Origin of the sequence: Streptomyces sp., from assembly GCF_031181555.1 — a bacterium.
Lineage (GTDB): Bacteria > Actinomycetota > Actinomycetes > Streptomycetales > Streptomycetaceae > Streptomyces > Streptomyces fimbriatus.
Genome location: NZ_JAPSKQ010000041.1, coordinates 1 through 24135, shown reverse-complemented (window position 1 = coordinate 24135; position 24135 = coordinate 1). Strand labels below are relative to the sequence as shown.

Annotated in this window: 19 protein-coding genes; 9 read left to right on the top strand and 10 right to left on the bottom strand. The window is 72.1% G+C overall.

The features are described 5' to 3' along the window. Positions 1-232: 232 nt before the first annotated feature. Positions 233-1054: a hypothetical protein gene (locus RIM90_RS11720; protein WP_309060579.1), complete on the bottom strand. Its 822-nt coding sequence runs from the start codon at positions 1052-1054 to the stop codon at positions 233-235. Continuing rightward, on the bottom strand, positions 1051-1593 hold the full coding sequence (locus RIM90_RS11715; protein ID WP_309060578.1) for a SigE family RNA polymerase sigma factor: 543 nt from the start codon (positions 1591-1593) through the stop codon (positions 1051-1053). The genes RIM90_RS11720 and RIM90_RS11715 overlap by 4 nt, the downstream gene beginning before the upstream one ends. Positions 1594-1816: 223 nt before the next feature. On the opposite strand from RIM90_RS11715, the gene RIM90_RS11710 reads away from it, so the two are divergent. After that, positions 1817-2824 carry a recombinase family protein gene (locus tag RIM90_RS11710; RefSeq protein WP_309060577.1) on the top strand — a complete coding sequence of 336 codons (1008 nt, stop codon included), beginning with the start codon at positions 1817-1819 and terminating at the stop codon, positions 2822-2824. 245 nt (positions 2825-3069) lie between these two features. Here the strand turns inward: RIM90_RS11710 and RIM90_RS11705 are convergent, their stop codons facing one another. From RIM90_RS11705 to RIM90_RS11675, 7 genes are all read right to left on the bottom strand, one after another. Beyond that, positions 3070-3624 (bottom strand): GNAT family protein, encoded by a 555-nt coding sequence (locus RIM90_RS11705; protein ID WP_309060576.1) that lies wholly within the window; start codon positions 3622-3624, stop codon positions 3070-3072. A 64-nt stretch (positions 3625-3688) separates the two neighbouring features. Continuing rightward, a complete protein-coding gene (locus RIM90_RS11700; protein ID WP_309060575.1) occupies positions 3689-4621 on the bottom strand; it encodes an LD-carboxypeptidase in 933 nt (310 codons plus the stop codon). After that, a complete protein-coding gene (locus RIM90_RS11695; protein ID WP_309060574.1) occupies positions 4618-6582 on the bottom strand; it encodes a prolyl oligopeptidase family serine peptidase in 1965 nt (654 codons plus the stop codon). Before RIM90_RS11695 ends, RIM90_RS11700 begins: the two co-directional genes overlap by 4 nt. 3 nt (positions 6583-6585) lie before the next feature. Further along, a complete protein-coding gene (locus tag RIM90_RS11690; protein WP_309060573.1) occupies positions 6586-7890 on the bottom strand; it encodes a M20/M25/M40 family metallo-hydrolase in 1305 nt (434 codons plus the stop codon). Further along, on the bottom strand, positions 7883-8716 hold the full coding sequence (locus tag RIM90_RS11685; protein ID WP_309060572.1) for a M55 family metallopeptidase: 834 nt from the start codon (positions 8714-8716) through the stop codon (positions 7883-7885). The genes RIM90_RS11690 and RIM90_RS11685 overlap by 8 nt, the downstream gene beginning before the upstream one ends. Positions 8717-9120: 404 nt before the next feature. Then, the gene (locus RIM90_RS11680) at positions 9121-11571 is read right to left on the bottom strand and encodes an MFS transporter (RefSeq protein ID WP_309060571.1); all 2451 of its coding nucleotides are present in this window, start codon (positions 11569-11571) and stop codon (positions 9121-9123) included. Positions 11572-11726: 155 nt separating this feature from the next. Continuing rightward, on the bottom strand, positions 11727-12170 hold the full coding sequence (locus RIM90_RS11675) for an SRPBCC family protein (protein WP_309060570.1): 444 nt from the start codon (positions 12168-12170) through the stop codon (positions 11727-11729). Between the two features lie 170 nt (positions 12171-12340). On the opposite strand from RIM90_RS11675, the gene RIM90_RS11670 reads away from it, so the two are divergent. The 3 genes from RIM90_RS11670 (at position 12341) to RIM90_RS11660 (ending at position 15916) form a co-directional block, all read left to right on the top strand. Beyond that, on the top strand, positions 12341-13378 hold the full coding sequence (locus RIM90_RS11670; protein ID WP_309060569.1) for an Rv2578c family radical SAM protein: 1038 nt from the start codon (positions 12341-12343) through the stop codon (positions 13376-13378). A gap of 138 nt (positions 13379-13516) precedes the next feature. After that, a complete protein-coding gene (locus tag RIM90_RS11665; protein ID WP_309060568.1) occupies positions 13517-15115 on the top strand; it encodes an alpha/beta hydrolase in 1599 nt (532 codons plus the stop codon). 258 nt (positions 15116-15373) lie between these two features. Then, positions 15374-15916 carry a GNAT family N-acetyltransferase gene (locus tag RIM90_RS11660; RefSeq protein WP_309060567.1) on the top strand — a complete coding sequence of 181 codons (543 nt, stop codon included), beginning with the start codon at positions 15374-15376 and terminating at the stop codon, positions 15914-15916. Between the two features lie 5 nt (positions 15917-15921). Here the strand turns inward: RIM90_RS11660 and RIM90_RS11655 are convergent, their stop codons facing one another. Next, complete coding sequence (locus tag RIM90_RS11655; RefSeq protein ID WP_309060566.1) at positions 15922-16527, bottom strand: adenylosuccinate lyase; 606 nt, start codon at positions 16525-16527, stop codon at positions 15922-15924. 403 nt (positions 16528-16930) lie between these two features. Here RIM90_RS11655 and RIM90_RS11650 point away from each other — a divergent pair, with 403 nt between their 5' ends. From RIM90_RS11650 to RIM90_RS11630, 5 genes are all read left to right on the top strand, one after another. Then, positions 16931-18736 (top strand): 3-hydroxyacyl-CoA dehydrogenase family protein, encoded by a 1806-nt coding sequence (locus RIM90_RS11650; RefSeq protein WP_309060565.1) that lies wholly within the window; start codon positions 16931-16933, stop codon positions 18734-18736. A gap of 163 nt (positions 18737-18899) precedes the next feature. Then, positions 18900-19712 carry a TetR family transcriptional regulator gene (locus RIM90_RS11645; RefSeq protein WP_309060564.1) on the top strand — a complete coding sequence of 271 codons (813 nt, stop codon included), beginning with the start codon at positions 18900-18902 and terminating at the stop codon, positions 19710-19712. A 393-nt stretch (positions 19713-20105) separates the two neighbouring features. Next, positions 20106-21443: a crotonyl-CoA carboxylase/reductase gene (ccrA, locus tag RIM90_RS11640; protein ID WP_309060596.1), complete on the top strand. Its 1338-nt coding sequence runs from the start codon at positions 20106-20108 to the stop codon at positions 21441-21443. A 10-nt stretch (positions 21444-21453) separates the two neighbouring features. Beyond that, positions 21454-23481, top strand: a complete 2028-nt coding sequence (locus tag RIM90_RS11635; protein ID WP_309060563.1) for a protein meaA — start codon at positions 21454-21456, stop codon at positions 23479-23481. Further along, on the top strand, positions 23478-24135 hold a 658-nt coding region (locus RIM90_RS11630; protein WP_309060562.1), incomplete at its 3' end, for a CoA ester lyase. The genes RIM90_RS11635 and RIM90_RS11630, both read left to right, overlap by 4 nt.

Genomic DNA, 24135 nt, shown 5'->3' with positions numbered 1-24135 from the left:
CGGCTTGTCGTACTGTGCGACATCCCGTGAGTTCCCCTGAGCGGCGAACAGCTGCCGTTCCTCAGCATCGAGTTCGTGGACAGGCGTACCCGCAGGTGCCGGTGCCGGCTGGAACCTCGCGTGCCCTTCTCGATGTCCTGGTGCATATGAACGATGCACTTCGTAACGTGGTGCCCGTCGGGGTTGTTGCCGTGGTTCTCCCGACCCTCGGAGCGTCAGTCTCCCGCTTGGTCTACTTCGTGACCTTGATCCCCTTCAACTCGGTGGACTCCGGCGCCAGGATGGCGAACCAGTCGTAGGGGGAGTGCTTGGGGCTGTGGATGACCGGAACGCCGGCGTTCGCCTCGGTGTCCGCGGACGTACGGCCGATCTTGGTGGACGTGCCGTCCTTCCAGGTGCAGGTGACCTCCCGGGCGGTCTTGGCGACATGGCCGAACACCAGGCGCGGGGCGGCCGTGCCGTCCCCTGGGAGCAGCGGGAGCGAGACGGTCCCGTGCTCGCCGCCGGTCAGGACGTCGTCCTCGGGTGGCACCAAGTTCCCGATCTGAGTGGTCTTCGCCTCTTCACCGGTGACCCGGTGCACGAAGTGCGCGACCTTGCCCACCAGGTCGGAGGCTGTGGAGACGTCCTGCGGGTGCTCGCCGAACTTCGCCATGGCCGCCAGGGTGGCCTGGGCCTCCGCCGTGTCCGCCGGAGCCTTCCACACGTCGATGTACACCCTCCACGGCACTCCCGCGTCGGTGCCGCTCGCCAGGGTCGTCCGCATGTGCGGCTCGGATGCCTCCGCGCTGGCGACCGGCTGGCTCGCCGACGACACCCTCCGTTCCCCGTCACCGGACAGCCCGTTCAGTGCCAGAGCCCCCGTGGAGCCGGCCACGACCAGGGTGGTGGTCGCCACGACCGCCCAGCGACGGGCCCTGCGGCGGCGGCCGCCGCGAATCAGCGCCTGGGCGGGGGCTGTGCCGATCCTCACCTCGTCGGCGGCTTCGGCCAGCAGGAAGGCGATGTCGTGCTGTGTCATGTTGTGGCTCGTCTCCCAGTCCGCGCTCTTCACGTTCGTCCTCCCTGCGTCACTTTCTCCGCCAGTCCCGAAACGGCGCGCAGCTTCGCGATCCCCTTGGCTGCGTTGCTCTTCACCGTGCCGACCGAACAGCCCATCGCCTTGGCCGTCTGTGTCTCAGTGAGGTCCTCCCAGTAACGCAGGACCACTGCTTCCCGCTGCCGTGCCGGCAATTGGGCCAGCGCCTTCAGCAGCGTGTGACGGTCGTCGGCCTGGGCGATCCGGTCACCGGTGTCGGCCACCTCGTGTGTCAGGCCCGCGTCCCCGCTCCTGGGCAACAGGAACTCCCGCAGCTTCCTTCGATATCTGCGGGCATGCGTGTTGATCATCACTCGTCGCACATACGCCTCAGGGTCGTCGGCCAAGGCGACCCTGTGCCAGGCCACATAGACCTGCTCCAGCGTCGACTGGACCAGATCCTCCGCAGCGTGCTGCTCACCCGTGAGCAGAAATGCCGTGCGCATCAGGCGCGGCCAGCGACCGACGACGAAATCGTGGAACTCTCGGTCCCCGACCTGCTTTCGAACCCCCATGAGCACCTCCCTCCTAGATGTTCAAAAGAGTCCATACGAAGCCGAGACCGTTGCCTCACCACGGAATCTTCTTCCGCTTCGCACAAACGATCCTTTCCGAGAGCAAGATCAATAATGGGCCGCCGGATCGCCGCCGGACCCGGATTCGCTCTCACAACCCGTTCTCACTCAAAAGCGGCACGGATCCCGTTCTGAGACTTGCATTGTGCGAAAATTCGGGGCCATGACGAGCCCTCAGCACCCCTCCCCGGCGGACCGGTCGGACGCCGACGCCGTCGAGGCTCACGCCTGTCCGAAGTGCGAAGCCCAGCCCGGATCACCGTGCCGCTCGCGCGGCGGCGCGGTCGCCTCCGCCTACCACACCCGCCGCTTCACCCGCGTGCCCCGGCTGAAGAAGGCACTGCGCGTGCCGACTCCGGCCGACCGCGCACCGGGCCGGCCGTGGCGGCCGGGCACCCCTCCCCCCGCACCGGTCGATCCGGCCCTGCCGAGCGCGGACATCCGCATCGGCTACGCCCGCTGCTCCACCCTCGGCCAGGAACTCGACTCCCAGCTCGACGCCCTCGCCGGGCACGGCATCCCCCGGGACAAGATCTTCGCCGAGAAGATCAGCACCCGCGTCCGCGTACGCCCGAAGTTCGAGGAGGCCCTCCGTACGGCGCGGGAGGTCAAGGCCCACGCCCCGCACTGCCGGGTCATCTTCACCGCGTACGAGATGAAACGACTCGGCCGTGACGCCGCCGAACTCACCGCGCTCGCCGACCACCTCACCGCCCACGGTCTCATCCTGGAGATGCTCGCCGGGCCACTGCCCGGCATCTACGACCCCACCGGCCCGGGGAAGCTGCTGTTCGCGTTCTTCGCCGCGATGGCGGAGACCGAGCGGGAGAACATCCGCGAATCGACGCTGGAGGGGCTCGACACCGCGGCCCGCAGGGGCAAGCACGGCGGCCGGCCCCCGGTCATCACCGACGACATGCTCCACACCGTGCTGCGGCGCCGCGCGGGCGGTGAGTCCGTCGAGCAGATCCAGCCCGACCTGATCATCCCCACCGGCAAACGCAAGGGACACAACCCCTCGGTGGCCAGCATCTACCGGGCCCTCGCCGAGCACGCCAAGCGCGAAGCATACCCCGAAGCCGTCGAGCAGGCCCACGCCGACTTCGCCGCCAGCCGGACCGCGACGGTCCCCGAGCCCCGCCCCGACACCCCTGACCGAGCGTCACTCTGATCACAGAGAGCTACTTGTCACTTCGCGGCAGCTTCGGGAGGACAGGACCCAGAACCCCAGCCCAGGCCCATGATCAATCTCAGCGCTGCATCCTGTACCGCAACTACTCAGACCCGGCAAAGGCGGACACGGTACCGGGGCGGGCGTCCACGACGACGTTCCGCATGCCGGTGGTCCTCGCCGACGAGCGGCCCAGGGCCCGACGGCCCCTCAGGAGGCGGTACCGGGTGAGCCGGTGGGGGCCGTCAGCCGGAGGCCGTCATCTCACTGGTGATCGCCCAGCGTTCGTGGTCGCGCCAGGCCCCGTCGATGAAGAGCATCTTCGGCGAGAAGCCCTCCAGGCGGAAGCCGCAGGCGCGGGCCAGGGCGATGGACGCGGCGTTGCCGGGCTGCACGTTGATCTCCAGCCGGTGCAGCCGCATCGGGCCGAAGGCGTGGCGCACGACGAGGTCCAGCCCCTCGCGCATCAGCCCGCGCCCCGCCGCGTGCGCGAAGGCCCCGTAGCCCAGCGCGCCGCACCGGAAGCCGCCCTCGACGATGTTGTTGATGTTGATGAACCCGGCGAGGGCGCCGTCCGCCTCCTTCTCGCAGACCAGGAACCCCGCCTTGGTGGGGTCCTCGATCAGCCGCCCCGCGTACGCGGAGTACGCCTCGGCGCTGTCCGGCGGGAACAGCCAGGGGTGGTGCAGGTCCTTGCTCTCCCGGACCCGGGCGGTGAACTCGGCGCCGTCCGCGTGGGTGAAGTGGCGTATGCCCACACGGGGGCCCTCGGCGAGGTAACGGGAAGCGGTGTGCGGCATCCTGCCACCCTACGACGGGCCCGGCGGCCTCGCGCGGGGCGCGGCGCACCGCCGTGCGGGCCGCTCAGGTCAGCGCCGGCTCCTCCAGCGTCAGGGTTCCCGCGTCCGCGTCGAGTTCCGCCGCGACGCCGAAGGGCACGGTGAGCGCGTCGTCGCAGTGCCCGAACCCGAACTGCTCGGCCACCGGCACGCCGAGGCCGCCGAGCCGGTCGGCGAGCAGCGCCCGCACCCCGTCGTACGGCTCGCACTGCGCCCAGGAACCGAGCAGCAGCCCCGAGACACCGTCCAGCCAACCGGCCCGCAGCAGCTGGGTGAGGTAGCGGTCCAGCCGGTACGTCTCCTCCCCCACGTCCTCCAGGCACAGCAGCCCGCCGCGCGCGGAGGGTCGGGCGTGCGGGGTGCCGAGGTCGGCGGCGAGGAGGGAGAGGCAGCCCCCGAGCGTGACCCCGCGCGCCCGACCGGGGACGAGCGCGGTGCCGTCGGAGCGGATGGTGCGGACGGTTTCGGGGGCGAGGAGGGTGGCCCTGAGGTGGTCCTGCGCCCGCGCGTTCTTGACGAAGTCGACGCCCGCGGCCATCGGGCCGTGCAGCGTGACCAGGCCGAGCCGGACCGCGAACGCCTCGTGCAGCGCGGTGATGTCGCTGAAGCCGACGAACACCTTCGGTCCGGCCGCCCGCATCGCGGTCCAGTCGAGGAGGTCCACCATGCGCTGTACGCCGTAGCCGCCGCGGGCGCAGACCACCGCGTCGACGGCCGGGTCGCACCAGGCGGACTGCAGGTCGGCGGCCCGGTCGGCGTCGGCGCCCGCCAGGTAGTCGAACTCGTCGTGCCGGTCCAGGACATGGGGCGCCACCACCGGGTCGAGGCCCCAGCCGCGCAGCACGTCGAGCCCGGCCCGGAGCCGCTCCTCGGGCACCGGACCGCTGGGCGCGACGACGGCCACCCGGGCACCGGGGGCCAGCCGGGCCGGCCGGCGCAGCGGTTCCACCCGGCTCATTCCGTGAGCTCCAGGGTCGGGACACCGGGCACCTTCAGCCCGAACACCTGGGCGTACAGGGACAGTTCCGCCTCCAGTGCGCGCACCATGGTCTCCGCGCGGCGGAATCCGTGCCCCTCCCCCTCGAAGGCGAGGTAGGCGTGCGGTACCCGCTTGCCGGCCAGCCGGGCCAGGAACCGTTCGCACTGCACGGGCGGGCAGATCACGTCGTCCAGGCCCTGGAGCAGTACGAACGGCGCGGTGAGCCGGTCGGCGTGGGCGACGGGCGAGCGTTCCTCGTACCGCTCGGGGACCTCGGCGCGCGGGCCGATCAGGCTCTCCAGGTACTGGGACTCGAAGTCGTGGGTCTCCCCCGTGCCCCAGCCGGCGAGGTCGAGCACCGGGTAGATGATGGTGCCGCAGGCGTAGACGTCGGTCGTGGTGAGGGAGGCGGCCGTGGTCCAGCCGCCGGCGCTGCCGCCCCGGATGGCGAGCCGCTCCCGGTCGGCGGTGCCCTCGTCGGCGAGGGCCAGCGCGACGGCGGCGCAGTCCTCGACGTCGACCACGCCCCACTGCCCGCGCAGCCGGTTGCGGTACGCACGCCCGTACCCCGTCGAGCCGCCGTAGTTGACCTCGGCGACGCCGATGCCGCGCGAGGTGAAGTAGGCGATCTCCAGGTCGAGCACCAGCGGCGACCGGCCGGTGGGACCGCCGTGCGCCCAGATCACGTACGGGGGCCGTTCGTCCGCGGGGCCGGCGTACCCGGGGTGGTGCGGCGGGTGGACGTGGGCGTGGATCTCGCGGCCGTCCGGCCCGGTGAACGTGCGGCTGTGCGGCTCGGGGTAGTACCCGGGGTCCACGGCGTCCTCGTGCGCGGAGCCGATCACCCGGGCCCTGCCCGTCCTGGTGTCCAGCTCCACCACCTCGTGGGCGCTGCGCGGGCCGGCCCCGACGGCGACGACCCGCTCGCCGTGCGCCGCGAGGGAGGGCGTGAACTCGGTCCAGGGTCCGGCGGCGTCGACGACCTCGCCGGTCTCGGGGTCGAGCACGCCGAGGGCGGCGGCGCCCCGGCCGTGCACGACGGCGATCAGCCCGCCGTCCAGCGGGGCGAACCAGCGCGATCCCAGCTTCCACAGCGGCCCGCCGAACTCCTCCTCGCGCGGGCAGACCGCCTCCCCGTCCCGGTAGAGGTTCCACCAGCCGGTGCGGTCGCTCGCGTACAGCAGCCGGCCGTCGTGCGTCCAGTCGGCCTGGGCGACGGACTCCTCCGGTCCGCCGGCGACCGTCCGGGCGTCTTCGAAGGTGCCGTCGGAGGTGACGTCGGCGACGAGCAGTTCGGTGCCGTCCCACGGCATGCGCGGGTGGTCCCAGGCGAGCCAGGCGGCGCGCCGTCCGTCCGGCGAGAGGCGGGGCCCGGTGACGAACCGGTGCCGGCCGTCGCTCAGTTCGCGCACGGCCCCCCGGTCCCCGGCGGCGGAGCCGTCCAGCGGTACGGCGGCCAGGACGCGGCGCACGTCGCTGGGGCCGTCCCCGGTGAACTCCTCCAGGACGCACCACACCTCGCCGCGCTCCGGCAGCAGCACCGGCTCGGCCCAGCGCAGCCCCGGCCCGACCGGGGACACCGGGGTGAGCGGGCGCGGATCGCCGCCCGGCTCGTACCGGTACAGGCGCTGGTCGGCGAAGTTCACGAACACCACGAGCGGGCCGTCGTCCCGCACGGTCCCGGCCCAGGGGCGGCCGCCGTACTCGATGACCCGGCTGCGCACGTTCCACGGCGCGGGCAGGACGGACTCCTCGGTGCCGTCGGCGTGCCGCCGCACCAGGGTGCGCCGGCCGCCCTCGGCGGGCCGGGGCTCGGTCCACCACACCTCGTCCCCGACGAAGCCCGTGTACTCCGGGCCGCCGTCGTGCGCCGCGGCCGTGGCCGCGTCGATGGGCGAGGGCCACTCGCCGTACGCCAGGATCCGCACTGTCTCCCCCACTGCTCAGGCCGTCCGCAGGAACCGGTCGAGGACACGGACGCCGAAGTGGAGCGCCTCGACCGGGACGCGCTCGTCGACCCCGTGGAACAGGGCCTGGTAGTCGAGGTCCTCCGGCAGCTTCAGCGGCGCGAACCCGTAGCCGGTGATGCCGAGCCGCGAGAACTGCTTGGCGTCGGTGCCGCCGGACATGCAGTACGGCACCACGTGCCCCTCGGGCGCGAACTCCTCCACGGCGGCCCGCATCCGCCGGTACGTCGGCGAGTCCACCGGCGCCTGGAGGGCCACCTCGCGATGGTGGAACTCCCAGTCCACGTCCGGCCCGGTGAGCAGGTCCAGGGTCGCGCGGAACTCGTCCTCGGCGCCGGCCAGGAAGCGGCCGTCGACGTACGCCACGGCCTGCCCGGGGATCACGTTGACCTTGTAACCGGCGTCCAGCATCGTCGGGTTGGCGCTGTTGCGGACGGTGGCCTCGACGAGTTTCCCGGCGGTGCCGAGCTTGTCCAGCAGCGCGTCCACATCGGTCAGGTCCGTCTCGATGCCGTACACGGCGGCGAGTTCGGTGAGCGCGGCCCGTACGGTCGGGGTGAGCCGCAGCGGCCACTCGTGCTCGCCGATGCGGGTGATGGCGGCGGCCAGGCGGGTCACCGCGTTGTCCCGGTTGACCTTGGAGCCGTGCCCGGCCCGGCCGCGCGCGGTGAGCTTCAGCCAGCCCGTGCCGCGCTCGCCGGCCGCGATCGGGTACAACTGCCGCCCGTCGCCGTCGTGGAAGGTGAACGCGCCCGACTCGCTGACGCCCTCGGTGCAGCCCTCGAAGAGGTGGGCGTGCCGGTCGGCGAGGAAGCCGGAGCCGTCCTCGGCGCTGTCCTCCTCGTCGGCGGTGAAGGCGATGACCAGGTCGCGCCGGGGCCGCACGCCCTGGCGCGCCCAGGCCCGCACCACGGCGAGGATCATCGCGTCCATGTTCTTCATGTCGACCGCGCCGCGGCCCCAGACGACCCCGTCGCGGACCTCGCCGGAGAACGGGTGCACGCTCCAGTCGGCGGCCTCGGCCGGTACGACGTCCAGATGGCCGTGGACGAGCAGCGCGTCGGCCGACGGATCGCTGCCCTCCAGACGGGCGACGACGTTGGTCCGGCCCGGGGTGCGTTCGAGGAGCACCGGTTCCAGCCCCGCCCCGGCGAGCCGCTCGGCGGCGTACTCGGCGGCGGGCCGCTCCCGGCAGTCGCCCCCGCCCCGGTTGGTGGTGTCGATCCGGATCAGGTCGGACGTGAACGTCACGACCTCGTCCAGGGCCCGCTCGTCAGCCATACTGCTCCTCCACCGCGGCCGAGGCGATCGTGGTGACCGCCTTGAAGGTGCGGATTCCGTCGTACATGGTCCCGCTGGTGTACGCGACCTTCCGCTCACCGGTCCGGGCCACGCCCGGCACGACGGTCGCGGCCATCGCCAGATGCTCGGCGTCGAACTCCACCACGACGGTGAACGGCCCGCCGTCGACCGGCTCCCGGCGCCCCGCCAGCGCGGCCGCCTGCTTGGCCGCCGCGCGGATGTCGGCGGCCGTCCTGGCCGGTGTGCGGCAGACCGCGGCGTACCGCGACACGTGGTCCTTGACGGCGACCTTCAGCGCCTCGGGCGCGTAACCGAGCGCGTCCTCGCACGCGACGTCGTCGCCGGTGACCAGGACCACCGGCACCCCGTACTCGGCGACCACGTGCGCGTTGAGCAGCCCTTCGCTGGCCCGTACGTCGTTCACCCACACGCCGGTGATGGAGTTGGCGAGGTAGGTGTGCGCGAGGACGCCCTCCATGCCCGCGCCGGCGTGGTAGCCGATGAACGCGATGCCGTCGACGTCGCCGTGCTGCACGCCCTCGACCATGGAGAGGGACTTGTGCCGCCCGGTGAGCATCTGCGCCCGCTCGTCCAGTCGCTCCAGCAGCAGGTTGCGCATGGTCCAGTGGGCCTCGTTGATGAGTACCTCGTCGGCGCCGCCGTCGAAGAAGCCCTGCACGGCCGCGTTGACGTCCGAGGTGAACATCGACCGGCACCGCTCCCACTGGGGAGTTCCCGGCAGCACGTCGGCCGGCCAGGTGACGCCGGTGGCGCCCTCCATGTCGGCGCTGATGAGGATCTTCATGCGGCACACGCTACGTGGTCCGGCCGAATCCCTGCCAGCCTGTGGATGACTCCCACCGGTCCGGACCCGTGACGGTCCGGCCCGGTGGGTCCGGGCGCATCCACGCGCGTACCCTGCGCGGCGCGTCCCGCCACGTATCGGCTGGACGGCAGTCCGACGCGAACGCCCCCGGGCGGCACCGGCTCGGCGTCGAGGGAGCGCCGGCTCGAACCACACGCTCCTGCCCGACTTCGTCCGGTTCGCCCCCTCAACCCGCGTCAACTCGCGCGCGAGGGTGCCGACCACGGACGGGCGCCCCGCGGCGTCGGCAGTTCGCGGTCGTCGTCCTCCACCTCGCACAGCAGCGTGTCCGCGCGTGCCCGCACCGGCGTGCACGCGGGTGCTCCCGCGCGCGGACGGCCGTCTCAGTCCTCGTGCCCCAGTTGGAGGTCGCGTTCCGTACGTCCTCCGCCGGCGACCTGGAGCACGGTCGCGACCGGGGGGTAACCGGCCGCGATGACGGTGTACTCGCCGGAGGAGAGGTCGACGAACCGGAAGGTCCCGTCGGGTCCGGTGGTGAGGGTGTCGACGACGTTGCCCGCCGCGTCCAGCAGGGTCACGCGCGCCTCCTCGACGGGCCGTCCGCCGCCGGCCCGCACCGTGCCGCGCAGCACCGCGCCGCCGGCGAGCTCGACGTCCTGGCGGGTCTCGCGGGCCGCCTGCACGGTGACGGGGAGGGCGGCCGGGCGGAAGGCGGGCGCGCTCGCGGCGAGGGTGTACTCGCCGGCCACCAGCTCGGTGATGACGTAGCCGCCCTCCCGGCCGCTGCGGGTACTGGCGACGACCTCCCCGTGGACGTTGGTGAGCGTGACGGCGGCGTCCCGCACCGGGGTGCCGTCGGCGGTGAGGACGCTGCCGGCGAGGCGGCCGGCGCCGCCGAGGACGACGTCGAGTTCGACGGGCCGTTCGCCGACGGTCACGGAGACCGCCTGCGGCTGGTGGCCGCCCGCGGCGGCGATCAGGACGTACGATCCGGGGCCGGGCGTGGCCAGCGCGTACCGCCCGTCCTCGCCGCTGGCACCCCGTCCGGTCTGCTGCCCGGCGCCGTCGATGAGGGTGAGCGCCGCGCGCGGTACGGCGGTCCCGTCGGGATGCTGCACGGTGCCGCAGACGGGGATGCCGCCGGCGTACGGCGAGCGGTGCGAGGCGGGGGTCCCCCCGCCCGCGGGGTGGGGGAAGGCCGACGGCACGTGCGCCGTGAGGTACGGGGCTTCCTGTGCCGGGTCGGCGGTGGGGGCGTTGTGGGACACCAGGGGTTTCTCCTTGAGGAAGAAGGCGATGAGCAGGCCGAGGACGAGCACCGGCACCAGGTAGAGGAAGATGCGCGGCATGGCGTCGGCGTACGCCCGGATGTAGGCGTCGCGCAGCTCCGGCGGCAGCGCGTGCACGAGTTGCGGGGTGATCGATTCGGCGTCGGGCGCGGCGCCCGCGTGGGCGGGCAGGTGTTCGTCGAGCGCGTCGGTGAGCCGGTCGGCGAAGAGGGTGCCGAAGACGGCGGCGCCGACGCTGCCGCCGATCTGCCGGAAGTAGTTGTTGGCGCTGGTGGCGGTGCCGAGGTCACCGGGGCGCACGGAGTTCTGCACGGCGAGGACCAGCACCGGCATCACCATGCCGATGCCGGTGCCGAGCACCGCCATCCAGATGCTGTAGTGCAGCCGCGGCGTGCCGGTCTCGAGGCGGGACAGCAGCCACATGCCGACGACGGAGAGGGCGGAGCCGAGGATGGGGTGGAGCCGGTAGCGGCCGGTGCGGCTGATGAGGTGCCCGGAGACGATCGAGGCGCCGACGATGCCGGCCATCATGGGCAGCATCAGCAGCCCCGACTCGGTGGCGGTGGCCCCGTCGACCATCTGCAGGTACGTCGGCAGGTAGCTGGCCGCGCCGAACAGGGCGACGCCGATCACCAGGCCCACCAGACCGGTGACGTTGAAGACGGAGTCCCGGAACAGCCGGAGCGGGATGAGGGGTTCGGCGGCGAAGCGCTCGACGACCAGGAAGAGGACGGTGGCCGCCGCGGCGCCCGCGGCGAGGCCGAGGACGACGCGGGAGTCCCACGCGTACTCGGTGCCGCCCCAACTGGTCAGCAGCACCAGGCAGGTGGAGGCGGCGGCCAGCAGCAGGCAGCCGAGGACGTCGATGCGGGGCCGCGCGGCCGGCTTCGGGAGCCTGAGCACGACGGCGACGACGGCCAGGGTGACGATCCCGAAGGGCACGTTGATGTAGAAGCACCAGCGCCAGGAGAGGTGGTCGGTGAAGTAGCCGCCGAGCAGCGGTCCGGCGACCGACGCGAGGCCGAAGGCGGCGCCGATCAGTCCCATGAAGCGGCCGCGCTCCCGCGCGGGCACGATGTCCGCGATGATCGCCTGGACACCGATCATCAGGCCGCCCGCGCCGACGCCCTGCACCGCGCGGTAGGCGATCAGCTGGTCCATGGTCGACGCGCGGCCGGCCAGCGCGGAGCCGACGACGAAGACGACGATCGCGAACTGGAAGACGCCCTTGCGGCCGAACAGGTCGCCGAGCTTGCCGTAGATCGGCAGGCCGATGGTGGCGGTGAGCAGATAGGCGGTGATCGCCCAGGACATCTTGTCCAAGCCGTGCAGCTCGCCGACGATCTTCGGGAGCGCGGTGGCGACGATCATCTGCTCCAGGGCGGCGAGCAGCAGCGCCAGCATCAGCGCGAGGAAGACCAGCCGCACGCGACGCGGACTCAGCCCCGGCTCCGCCACCGGCTCCGGGGTCGGCGGCGGGCCCCCGGCCGACGGTGCCGTGACCGCCGTGACCGGCTCGTCCTGAGCCAGAGTGGTCCCTCCCACGTGCCGCTCCCCTCGTCGCGCTGCCGCACAGTTGCCGCGTGAAAGCGACAACTACGAGCAAGCGCGACGAGTTACGGGACGCAGAAGGGGCACGAAGAGATCACCCGAACCGGTGAGAAGCCAACTCCCGCCCGTTCCTTGGTTCTTCGGATGCCCTACTTCTCGACCTCGGCGGCCAGGCGGGCCAGCACGGCGTCGTGGATGCGGGCGAGGCCCTTGGGGGCGAAGGTCTTCTCGAAGAAGCCGCCGATGCCGCCGGCGCCCTGCCAGGTGGTGGTCACGACGACCCGGGACCTGCCCTCGCCGGCCGGGGTGACCCGCCAGGTGGTGACCATGGAGGAGTTGCGGTCCTTCTCGACCAGTTCGCCGTCGCTCGGCTCGGTGACCTCCAGGAGGCAGTCGCGGACGCGCTTGCTGGTGGCCTGGAGCTTCCAGTGGACGAGGGTGCCCTCGCCGTCACCGCCCTCGCGGACCTCGTACTCGCTGTACTGCTCGGGCAGCACCTTCGCGCGCGTGCCGCTGTAGTCGGCGAGGGCGTCGAACACCGTTTCCGCGTCCGCCGCGACGATCCGCTCCGTAGTGGACTCGACCTGCGCCATCGGTTTCCTCCAGGGCATGGGTTCTCGGGGTCGGTGCAAGCCAACCACCCCTCGTCCGGCCGCCCAAATCGGGGGTCCGTTTGTGACCGGAAGCATGACCGAAGATGTCACCCGCACGATCAAGGGAACATTTGTTCTATTCTGTGGTCCAGTGCTACCGAGGAGGCGTCATGCGCTGGGAGAACCTCGCCACGGGCTCCGAACACAGCCGGGCCGACGCCGCGCTGTTCGGCGCGGAGGCGGTGACCACCCGCACCTTCGACACGCCGGAGTTCCGCGGAATCACCTTCCACGAGATCCGGGCCCGCTCGATCGTCAACCGGGTGCCCGGGGCCTCCCGCATGCCGTTCGAGTGGACGGTCAACCCCTACCGGGGCTGCACGCACGCGTGCGTCTACTGCTTCGCCAGGAAGACGCACAGCTACCTGGACCTCGACACCGGCCTCGGCTTCGACAGCCAGATCGTGGTCAAGGTGAACGCTCCCGGGCTGCTGCGCCGCCAGCTCGCCTCCCGCCGCTGGCAGGGCGAGCACATAGCGATGGGCACGAACGTCGACTGCTACCAGCGCGCGGAGGGCCGCTACCGGCTGATGCCGGGCATCCTGGCCGCCCTGCGCGACCACGCGAACCCCTTCTCGATCCTCACCAAGGGCACGCTGGTCCTGCGCGACCTGGAGCTGCTGAAACAGGCCGCCGAGGTGACCGACGTCGGCATCTCGGTCTCCGTGGGCTTCACCGACGAGCGGCTGTGGCGCACCGTCGAACCGGGCGCGCCCGCGCCGGAGCGCCGGCTGGAGGTCGTCCGGACGCTCGCCGCGCACGGCGTCGGCTGCGGGGTCCTGATGGCGCCGGTGATCCCGTTCCTGAGCGACGGGCCGGACCAACTGCGCGCCACCGTACGGGCGATCGCCACCGCCGGCGCCACCTCCGTCACTCCCCTGGTCCTGCATCTGCGGCCCGGCGCCCGCGAGTGGTTCATGTCCTGGCTCGGGCGGCACCACCCGCACCTGGTGAACCGCTACGAGCGGCTGTACGCGGAAGGCGCCTACGCCCCGAAGTGGTACCAGCGCCGGATCACCCGTCAGGTGCACGACCTGGCCCGGGAGTACGGCATCGGCCCCACGCGCGCGGGGACGCCGCGGCGGGCCGGGACGCCCGGCCCGGCCGGGGCCCCGGTGTCCGAGCCGACCCAACTCACGCTCGTCTAGGAGCGTTCGAGCGCATCCGGCGGCGCAATCGGGTCAAGAACCGGTCGGACATGTTCGCCCGGTGCCCTTCCCCGGGACGATGCGGCGTGGACCGTGATCCTCGCGGTCAGCCGCCCCTCCGTCCCCGGGAGGACTTCCATGGGAAAACGCGCAGCCGTGCTGTGCGGCGCCGCCGCCGTCGTGGCCGCGGGTCTCACGGCCGTGCCCGCCGAGGCCGGCGCGCCGCAGGCCGCGGACCCCTCGCACACGGCGGACGCCCCGCGCACCACCGCACCCGCGTGGAGGAAGTGCGCCACCGAGGACTACCCGACCCTGCAGTGCGCGTCCGTCGACGTGCCGCTCGACCACACCGACCCCGGTGGGCGGAGGATCACGCTCGCGCTGTCCCGCGTCCCGCACACCGCGAAGACGTACCAGGGCCCCCTGCTGGTGAACCCGGGCGGCCCCGGCGGCAGCGGTCTGACGCTCGCCGGGTTCGTCGCCGCCTCGCTGCCCCCGGAGGTGGCCGCCCAGTACGACGTCATCGGTTTCGACCCGCGCGGGGTCGGCGCGAGCGAGCCCGCGCTGGACTGCGCGCCGGACCACTTCGCCCCGGTGCGCCCGGACCCGGTGCCGACCACGCCCGCGGTGGAGCGGGCCAACCTCGCGCGCGTGAAGTCCTTCGCCGAGGCCTGCGGCAGGAAGTACGCGGATCTGCTGCCGCACATCGACACGGTCGGCGCGGCGCGCGACCTGGACGTGATCCGGCGGGCCCTGGGCGCGGAGAGGATCAATTACTTCGGTTACTCCTACGGCACCTACCTGGGCGCCGTCTACGCCAAGCTGTTCCCGGAGCGGGTGCGGCGCCTGGTCCTGGACTCGGTGGTCGACCCCACCGAGGTGTGGTACGACGCCAACCTGAACCAGGACCACGCCTTCAACGACCGCCACCGCGCGTTCCTGGCCTGGGTCGCGCGGCACGACGCGCGGTACCGGCTCGGCACCGACCCGGAGGAGGTCGAGGCCAAGTGGTACGCGATGCGCGCGGCCCTGCGGGAGAGGCCGGCCGGCGGCACGGTGGGCGCCGCCGAGCTGGAGGACACCTACGTCCCGGGGGGCTACTACAACGGCTACTGGCCCTACCTCGCGGAGGCGTTCGCGGCGTACGTGAACGACGAGGACGCCGAGCCGCTGGTCGCGGCGTACGAGGACTTCGGCGCCGTCGACGCCTCCGGCGACAACGGCTACAGCATCTACACCGCCGTGGAGTGCCGGGACGCCTCCTGGCCGCGTGACTGGCGGCAGTGGCGCAAGGACAACTGGGAGGCGTACGAGCGGGCACCGTTCATGACCTGGAACAACGCCTGGTACAACGCGCCGTGTGCGTTCTGGCCGGCCCGGCCCCTGCGGCCGGTGCGCATCGTCAACGGCGAGCTGCCGCCGGCGCTGCTGTTCCAGGCGACGCACGACGCGGCGACCCCGTACCGGGGCGCCGTCACGGTCCACCACCTGCTGGCGCGCTCCCGCCTGGTGGTCGAGCGGGACGGCGGCAACCACGGCATCACGCTGAGCGGGAACGACTGCCTGGACAGGCATCTGACGGCCTATCTGAAGGACGGGACCGTGCCGCGCGGGGGTCACGGGGAGGCCGACGCGGTGTGCGCGGCGCTGCCGGACCCGAAGCCGTCGACGTCGAAGGCGGCACCGAGGACCGCACGCGGTGCGGCGCTGCACGGCCTGCTCGGCTTCCGCGGCTGAGTCCCCCCGCGCGGTGAGGGGTACCGGCCGTTTCGTCACCGTCTCCGGCCGGCCCCCCGAACGAGGACGGCCGCCCGGCCGGCGAGGGCGGCGCCGGGCCCGGGCCCGTCAGGTGTCCGGGAACCCGCGGCCCCGGTCCGTCCGGGGTTCCCGGGGGAGATCGAGGCCCCCCCGCTGCCCGGGGGCGTGGGGTATCCCCAGCGGCCGTCCCCGGATAATCCCGGGCCGGCCGCGGCCGTGATCGTCTAGGGTCCCGCCATGAACGGCGACCGTCTCGACATCCGCGCCATGACCGCGGACGACTGCGACCGCGTGGCGGAGATCCGCGTACGCGGCTGGCAGCACGCCTACCGGGGGCTCGTCCCGCAGCCGTACCTCGACGGCCTCGACGTGGCGGCGGACGCCGAACGCCACCGCGAACGCCTCCTGCGCGGCGACGGCCGCGTGGTGAACCTGGTCGCCGAGGCCGACGGCGGCGGGCTCACCGGCTGGGCGGCCTTCGGCCCGTACCGGGACGGCGACGTGCTCACCGGGGACGCCGAGCTGTACGCCCTGTACCTGCGCCCCGAGTCCGTCGGGCACGGCGTGGGCAGGGCACTGCTCACCGAGGCGGTCCGCCGCTGCTCCGCCGCCGGCCACGCCCGCATGTACCTGTGGGTCCTCGAGGGCAACACCCGCGCCCGCCGCTTCTACGAGCGGGCCGGCTTCGCCGCGGACGGCGGCGAGGAGCCCTTCGAGGTGGACGGGGTGGCCGTGCCCGAGGTGCGGTACGCGAAGGACCTCCTCGCGCCCCGGGGCTGACGGCGCTACCGCTGCCCCGGAATCCGCCCTCCGGAGGATCTCTGGCGGGGGATCCGCGCCAGCGCGCGTACCGCCGCCTCGGCCAGCGCCGGGTGGGCCAGGGCCTCGTTCAGCACCGGTTCGGCGCGGGCGTCACCGAGGTCGCCCAGGCCCTCCACGCAGGCGAGAGCCACCCGGCGGTACGGGTCGTGCGGGCGCAGGCGCCGCTCCAGCGTGGTGATCAGGGCGGGCACGGCCTCGGGGGTGCGCAGCCGGACCAGAAGGCGCACGGGGTGCAGGGCGTAGGCGACGCGCAGTTCGTTGGTGGCGAGGGCGGCGGCGGCCCGGCCGGTGCGCGGGTCGCCGAGGCGGGCGAGGGCGTGCGCGGCGGAGGCGCAGCGCGGCGGGTCACGGTGGTTGAGGAGGAGCACCAGGGACTCGAAGGCGCGGCGGTCTTCGGCCACACCGAGGCGGAAGGCCGCGAGTTCGCGGGCCCACAGCGGTTGTCCCGGCGCGGTCAGCACGGCGGCCAGCTCATCGTGGTCCGCGGTGGCGGCCAGCCGCCGGTACGCCGCCGAGTCCCCGGACTCCGCCCGTAAGCGCTCCGTGAGCGAGCGCAACTCTTCGTCCATGGAACAGAGGTTAGAGCCGCCGTCCGCGCCGCGGGACGCACATCACAAACACGAGGGCTGGCGCGCTCGTTACCCGCCGGTTAAGCTCAGACGAGCGAGTTACCCACTCGCGTTCTTCCCCACGGCGGTCTGGTGACGCGGCCGCCGGCGGGGGCACCTCCCACGCCGTCAAGGCGGTGGGGGGAGCAGTCGGTTCGGTACCTGACGTACCGCAGGACGACCCGGCCTCGGGACAGGGCCGGTCGGATCCGCCGTTCCCCGGGCGTGTGCACGCCCGGCGACGGCACCGGGCGTGTGCGCTCGCAGCCCGGCAACACCCGCACCTCACCCGCACGCACCCGGTGCGCCCCTCGGCGCACCCGGGCGTGTTTCCCGTCGTCACCCTCATTCCTGGAGTCCCGCGATGGCCACTCCCCTGTCCGACACCCCTCTGTCCCCGCTCCAGACCGTCGCCGTCGTCGGCCTCGGCACGATGGGCACCGGCATCACCGAGGTCCTGGCCAAGGCCGGCCGCACGGTCGTCGGCATCGACATCAGCGAGGCCCAGGCCGCGAAGTGCGTCGCCGCCCTGGAGGCCTCGACCGCCCGCGCCGTGGAGCGCGGGCGCCTGACCGAGCGGGAGCGCGCGGACGTCCTCGGCCGCGTGACCACCTCCACCGACCTCACGGCGGCGGCCGGTGCCGATCTGGTGATCGAGGCGGTTCCGGAGTCGTACGAGATCAAACAGCAGATCATCCGCGAACTCGACGGGATCGTGCGGCCGGAGACCATCCTGGCGACCGGCACCAACGCCCTGTCCGTCACCCGGCTCGCCGCCGACTCGGCCCGCCCCGAGCGGGTGCTGGGCATGCACTTCTTCAACCCCGCCCCGGCGATGAAGCTGGTGGAGATCGTCTCCTCCGTGCTGACCGCCCCGGCGGTCGTCACCGCGGTCACCGACCTCGCCCTGGACCTCGGCAAGGAGCCGGTCGCGGTCGGTGACCGGCCCGGATTCGTCGCCGACGGGCTGCTGTTCGGCTACCTCAACCAGGCCGCCGCGATGTACGAGGCCAACTACGCCTCCCGGGAGGACATCGACGCCGCGATGCGGCTCGGCTGCGGTCTGCCCATGGGCCCGCTGGCGCTGCTCGACCTGATCGGCATCGACACCGCGCGTACGGTGCTGGAGGCCATGTACGCCGAGTCCCACGACCGGCTGCACGCCCCCGCCCCGATCCTCAAGCAGCTCAGCGAGGCGGGCCTGACGGGCCGCAAGGCGGGACGCGGCTTCTACACCTACGAGGCCCCGGGCAGCGGCACGGTCGTGCGGGACGCGCTGACCCCGCGGGAGGGCGGCTCGCCGGCTCCCGGCCGCCCGGTCCGCTCGGTGGGCGTCGCCGGCTCGGGCACCATGGCCTCCGGCATCGCCGAGGTCTTCGCCAAGGGCGGCTACGAGGTGGTCCTCGCCGCCCGCAGCGAGGAGAAGGCACAGGCCGCCAAGGCCCGTATCGGCACGTCCCTCGCGCGCAGCGTCGGCAAGGGCCGGATGACCGCCGAGGCCGCCGCCGAGACGCTGGAGCGGATCCGGCCGACCGGCACGTACGACGACTTCGCCGACGTCGACCTCGCGGTCGAGGCGGTCGCCGAGGACCTGGAGGTCAAGCGGCAGCTGTTCGCGACGCTGGACAAGGTCTGCAAGCCGGGCGCGGTGCTCGCCACCACCACCTCCTCGCTCCCGGTCGTCGCCTGCGCCCGCGCCACCTCGCGTCCGCAGGACGTCATCGGCATGCACTTCTTCAACCCGGCCCCGGCGATGAAGCTGGTCGAGGTGGTCCGCACGGTGCTGACCGCCGACGACGTGCACGCCACCGTGCGCGAGGTCTGCGCCAGGATCCGCAAGCACGCCGTGGACTGCGGTGACCGGGCCGGGTTCATCGTCAACGCGCTGCTGTTCCCGTACCTCAACAACGCGATCAAGATGGTGCAGGAGCACTACGCGTCCCTGGACGACATCGACGCCGCGATGAAGCTGGGCGGCGGCTACCCGATGGGGCCCTTCGAGCTGCTGGACGTCGTCGGGCTGGACGTCTCGCTCGCCATCGAGAAGGTCCTGCACCGCGAGTTCCGCGACCCGGGTCTCGCCCCGGCGCCGCTGCTGGAGCACCTGGTGGCCGCGGGCTGCCTCGGCCGCAAGACCGGCCGTGGCTTCCGCGAATATGCCAAGCGCTGAGCGGCGCCCCGGCGACCGGTTCCAGGACGGCGCCCGGTGGGGCGGGCTGCTCGGCCCCGGCCGGCTCCCGCCGCCCGCCCGCACCGGGCCTCCCCCGCCCCCCGAGGGCGGGGGAACCCCCGGTCATGCGCATCGAGCTGCGCACATGCAGTACGTTCGGGGCATGTCCCAGCCCGCCAAGTCCGTACGTACACCCGCCACGACCGAGCCGCCGGAAAGCGCCGCAGGCTCTCGCGCCGCCGCCCAGCGGCTGAAGATGCGCCGGGAACTGGCGGCCGCCGCGATGGAGCTGTTCGCGACCAAGGGGTACGAGGCGACCACCGTCGACGAGATCGCGGCCGCCGCCGGGGTCGCCCGCCGCACCTTCTTCCGCCACTTCCGGTCCAAGGAAGAGGCGATCTTCCCCGACCACGACGACACCCTGGTCCGCGCGGAGGCGGTGCTCAACGCCGCGCCCGCGCACGAGCATCCGCTCGACACGGTGTGCCGCGGCATCAAGGAGGTCATGAAGATGTACGCGGCGCGGCCGGAGATCTCGGTCGCCCGCTACAAGCTGACGCGCGAGGTGCCCACCCTGCGCGAGGCGGAGATCGCGTCGGTGGCGCGCTACGAGCGCCTCTTCACCCGCTACCTGCTCGGCCACTTCGACGAGCACGCGCACGACGACGACGCCAACGACGACCCGCTGCTGGCGGAGGTCGCCGCGTCCGCCGTGGTCACCGCCCACAACCACGTGCTGCGGCGCTGGCTGAGGGCCGGCGGCCAGGGGGACGTGGAGGCCCAGCTCGACCACGCCTTCGCGATCGTCCGCAAGACCTTCGGGAGCGGCATCATGGCGGGCCGCCGCACCGCCGCACCGCAGCCGCCCGCGGCCCCGGTGCCGGCGCACGGCGAGGTGCTGGTCACCGTCGCCCGCACCGACGCCCCGCTGGACGAGGTGATGCGGACCATCGAGCAGGCGCTGAAGGAGCGCTGACCGCTCCTCGCCCCTGTGATGACGGCCACCCCACCGGGTGGCCGTTTTGGCATGTCAGAGGGCCTTTTCGCCCGCCTTCGAGAGGTCATTCGATCGATCATCGCTCATTTGTTACGTAAAGATTTCATCTGAGAGCAATTTCTGGCACTCAGTGCCTTGTCAGCTGACACGCGGTGTCATAGCTTGAAGGAGTCCGGGCGCCTGTCCCAGCGGGCCCACCGCCCGTGTGCGCTCCGGACGCCTGCGTCACAGGCAACCTCCCGCGCCACAAAGCGCTGCCGAAACACCACCGCCGAACCGACGGCACACCCTCGACGACCCTCAGCAGCACACCGACGTAACCCTCAGCGCCCCTCCCTCAGGGCGCTCATCGCCGGAGGCAATACCGTGACCGTGAAGGACATCCTGGACGCGATCCAGTCGCCCGACTCCACGTCGGAGGACTTCGCCGCCCTGCCGCTCCCCGAGGCGTACCGCGCGATCACCGTGCACAAGGACGAGACGGAGATGTTCGCGGGCCTGGAGACCCGCGACAAGGACCCCCGCAAGTCGATCCACCTGGACGAGGTCCCGGTGCCCGAGCTCGGCCCGGGCGAGGCCCTGGTGGCCGTCATGGCCTCCTCGGTCAACTACAACTCGGTGTGGACCTCGATCTTCGAGCCGGTGTCGACGTTCGCGTTCCTGGAGCGCTACGGCAAGCTCTCGCCGCTGACCAAGCGCCACGACCTGCCGTACCACATCATCGGCTCCGACCTGGCCGGTGTCGTCCTGCGCACCGGTCCCGGCGTCAACGCCTGGAGGCCGGGCGACGAGGTCGTCGCGCACTGCCTGAGCGTCGAGCTGGAGTCCCCCGACGGCCACGACGACACGATGCTCGACCCGGAGCAGCGCATCTGGGGCTTCGAGACGAACTTCGGCGGCCTCGCCGAGATCGCGCTGGTGAAGACGAACCAGCTGATGCCGAAGCCGAAGCACCTCACCTGGGAGGAGGCCGCCGCCCCGGGCCTGGTCAACTCCACCGCCTACCGGCAGCTGGTCTCCCGCAACGGTGCCCAGATGAAGCAGGGCGACAACGTCCTGATCTGGGGCGCGAGCGGCGGGCTCGGCTCCTACGCCACGCAGTTCGCGCTGGCCGGCGGCGCCACGCCGATCTGCGTGGTCTCCTCGCCGCAGAAGGCGGAGATCTGCCGGTCCATGGGCGCCGAGCTGATCATCGACCGCAACGCCGAGGACTACCGGTTCTGGAAGGACGAGCACACCCAGGACCCCAAGGAGTGGAAGCGGTTCGGCAAGCGCATCCGTGAGCTCACCGGCGGCGAGGACGTCGACATCGTCTTCGAGCACCCCGGCAAGGAGACCTTCGGCGCCTCGGTGTACGTCACCCGCAAGGGCGGCACCATCGTCACCTGCGCCTCGACCTCCGGCTACATGCACCAGTACGACAACCGCTATCTGTGGATGTCGCTGAAGCGGATCGTCGGCTCGCACTTCGCCAACTACCGCGAGGCGTACGAGGCCAACCGCCTGATCGCCAAGGGGAAGATCCACCCGACGCTCTCCAAGGTCTACTCCCTGGAGGACACCGGCCAGGCCGCCTACGACGTGCACCGCAACCTCCACCAGGGCAAGGTCGGCGTGCTCTGCCTCGCCCCCCAGGAGGGCCTCGGCGTGCGCGACCAGGAGATGCGCGCCCAGCACATCGACGCCATCAACCGCTTCCGGAACATCTGAGGGCCGGTACATGACAGAGCGCCAGAAGGACCGTCCGTGGCTCATGCGGACCTACGCCGGTCACTCGACCGCCGAGGCGTCCAACGAGCTGTACCGGCGCAACCTCGCCAAGGGCCAGACCGGCCTGTCGGTCGCGTTCGACCTGCCGACGCAGACCGGCTACGACCCGGACCACGTCCTCGCCCGCGGCGAGGTCGGCCGGGTCGGGGTGCCGGTCTCGCACCTCGGTGACATGCGCCGGCTGTTCCAGGACATCCCCCTGGAGCAGATGAACACCTCGATGACGATCAACGCCACCGCCATGTGGCTGCTGGCGCTCTACCAGGTCGTCGCGGAGGAGCAGGGCGCGGACATCACCAAGCTCCAGGGGACGACCCAGAACGACATCGTGAAGGAGTACCTGTCCCGCGGGACGCACGTCTTCCCGCCGGGACCGTCGCTCCGCCTCACGACGGACATGATCGCGTACACGGTCTCCCACATGCCGAAGTGGAACCCGATCAACATCTGCAGCTACCACCTGCAGGAGGCGGGTGCCACACCGGTCCAGGAGATCGCGTACGCGATGTCCACCGCGATCGCCGTCCTCGACGCCGTGCGCGACAGCGGTCAGGTGCCGCAGGAGCGGATGGGCGACGTCGTCGGCCGCATCTCCTTCTTCGTGAACGCGGGCGTCCGCTTCATCGAGGAGATGTGCAAGATGCGCGCCTTCGGCCGCATCTGGGACCGCATCACGCGCGAGCGGTACGGCATCGAGAACCCCAAGCACCGCCGCTTCCGCTACGGCGTCCAGGTCAACTCCCTCGGTCTGACCGAGGCGCAGCCGGAGAACAACGTCCAGCGGATCGTGCTGGAGATGCTGGCCGTGACCCTCTCCAAGGACGCACGCGCGCGTGCCGTGCAGCTGCCGGCCTGGAACGAGGCCCTGGGCCTGCCCCGCCCCTGGGACCAGCAGTGGTCGCTGCGCATCCAGCAGGTCCTCGCCTACGAGAGCGACCTGCTGGAGTACGACGACATCTTCGAGGGCTCGAAGGTGATCGAGGCGAAGGTCGAGCAGCTGGTCGAGGAGTCGCTCGCGGAGATCGAGCGGATCCAGGAGATGGGCGGCGCGATGGCCGCCGTCGAGTCCGGCTACCTCAAGTCGCAGCTGGTCTCCTCGCACGCCGAGCGCCGGGCCCGGATCGAGTCCGGCGAGGAGAAGATCGTCGGCGTCAACATCTTCGAGGGCACCGAGCCCAACCCGCTGACGGCCGACCTGGACACCGCGATCCAGACGGTCGACCCGGCGGTCGAGGCCCGCGTCGTCGAGGCGCTCCGGCAGTGGCGGGACACCCGCTACCAGCCGCCCTTCAACCACCCGCGCCCCTGCAAGGCGCTGGAGAAGCTGAAGGAGGCCGCGCGCGGCACCGACAACCTCATGGAGGCCACCCTGGAGTGCGCCCGCGCCGGCGTCACGACCGGCGAGTGGGCCGGGGCGCTGCGCGAGGTGTTCGGCGAGTTCCGCGCCCCGACGGGCGTGTCGTCGGCACCGGTCGCGGTGGCCGCCGAGGACGGTTCCCAGCTCGCGGACGTGCGCCGCCGGGTGGAGCTGACGGCCCGCGACCTCGGCGTCGGCAAGCTGCGCTTCCTGGTCGGCAAGCCGGGCCTGGACGGGCACTCCAACGGCGCCGAGCAGATCGCCGTGCGGGCCCGTGACGCCGGGTTCGAGGTGGTCTACCAGGGCATCCGGCTCACCCCGGAGCAGATCGTGGACGCGGCCCTCGCCGAAGACGTCCACGCGGTGGGGCTGTCCATCCTCTCCGGCTCGCACGCGCAGCTGGTTCCGGACGTGCTCGAGCGGCTGCGTGTGGCCGGTGCCACAGATATACCGGTGATCGCAGGTGGCATCATCCCGAACGGTGACGCCGAGCAGCTGCGGGCCGCCGGAGTGGCCGCGGTCTTCACCCCGAAGGACTTCGACATCACCGGAATCATCGGCCGCATCGTCGACGAGATCCGCACAGCGAACAAGCTCGACCCCCTGGAGGTCCCCGCATGACCACGGTCAACCGTCTGCGTCCCCGCCGCTCGTGTCTCGCGGTCCCGGGAAGCAATCCCCGCTTCCTGGAGAAGGCGCAGGGCCTCCCGGCGGACCAGGTCTTCCTCGATCTGGAGGACGCGTGCGCGCCGCTCGCCAAGCCCGAGGCGCGGCACACCATCGTCAAGTTCCTCAACGAGGGCGACTGGACCGGCAAGACCCGCGTCGTGCGCGTCAACGACTGGACGACCGAATGGACGTACCGGGACGTCGTGACGGTCGTCGAGGGCGCGGGGCCGAACCTGGACTGCATCATGCTGCCGAAGGTGCAGAACGCCCAGCAGATCGTCGCCCTGGACCTGCTGCTGACGCAGATCGAGAAGACGATGGGCTTCGAGGTCGGCCGGATCGGCATCGAGGCGCAGATCGAGAACGCCCAGGGCCTGAACAACGTCAACGAGATCGCGCAGGCCTCCCCGCGCATCGAGACGATCATCTTCGGCCCGGCCGACTTCATGGCGTCCATCAACATGAAGTCGCTGGTCGTGGGCGAGCAGCCGCCCGGCTACCCGGCGGACGCCTACCACTACATCCTGATGAAGATCCTGATGGCCGCCCGCGCCAACGACCTCCAGGCGATCGACGGCCCCTACCTGCAGATCCGCAACGTCGACG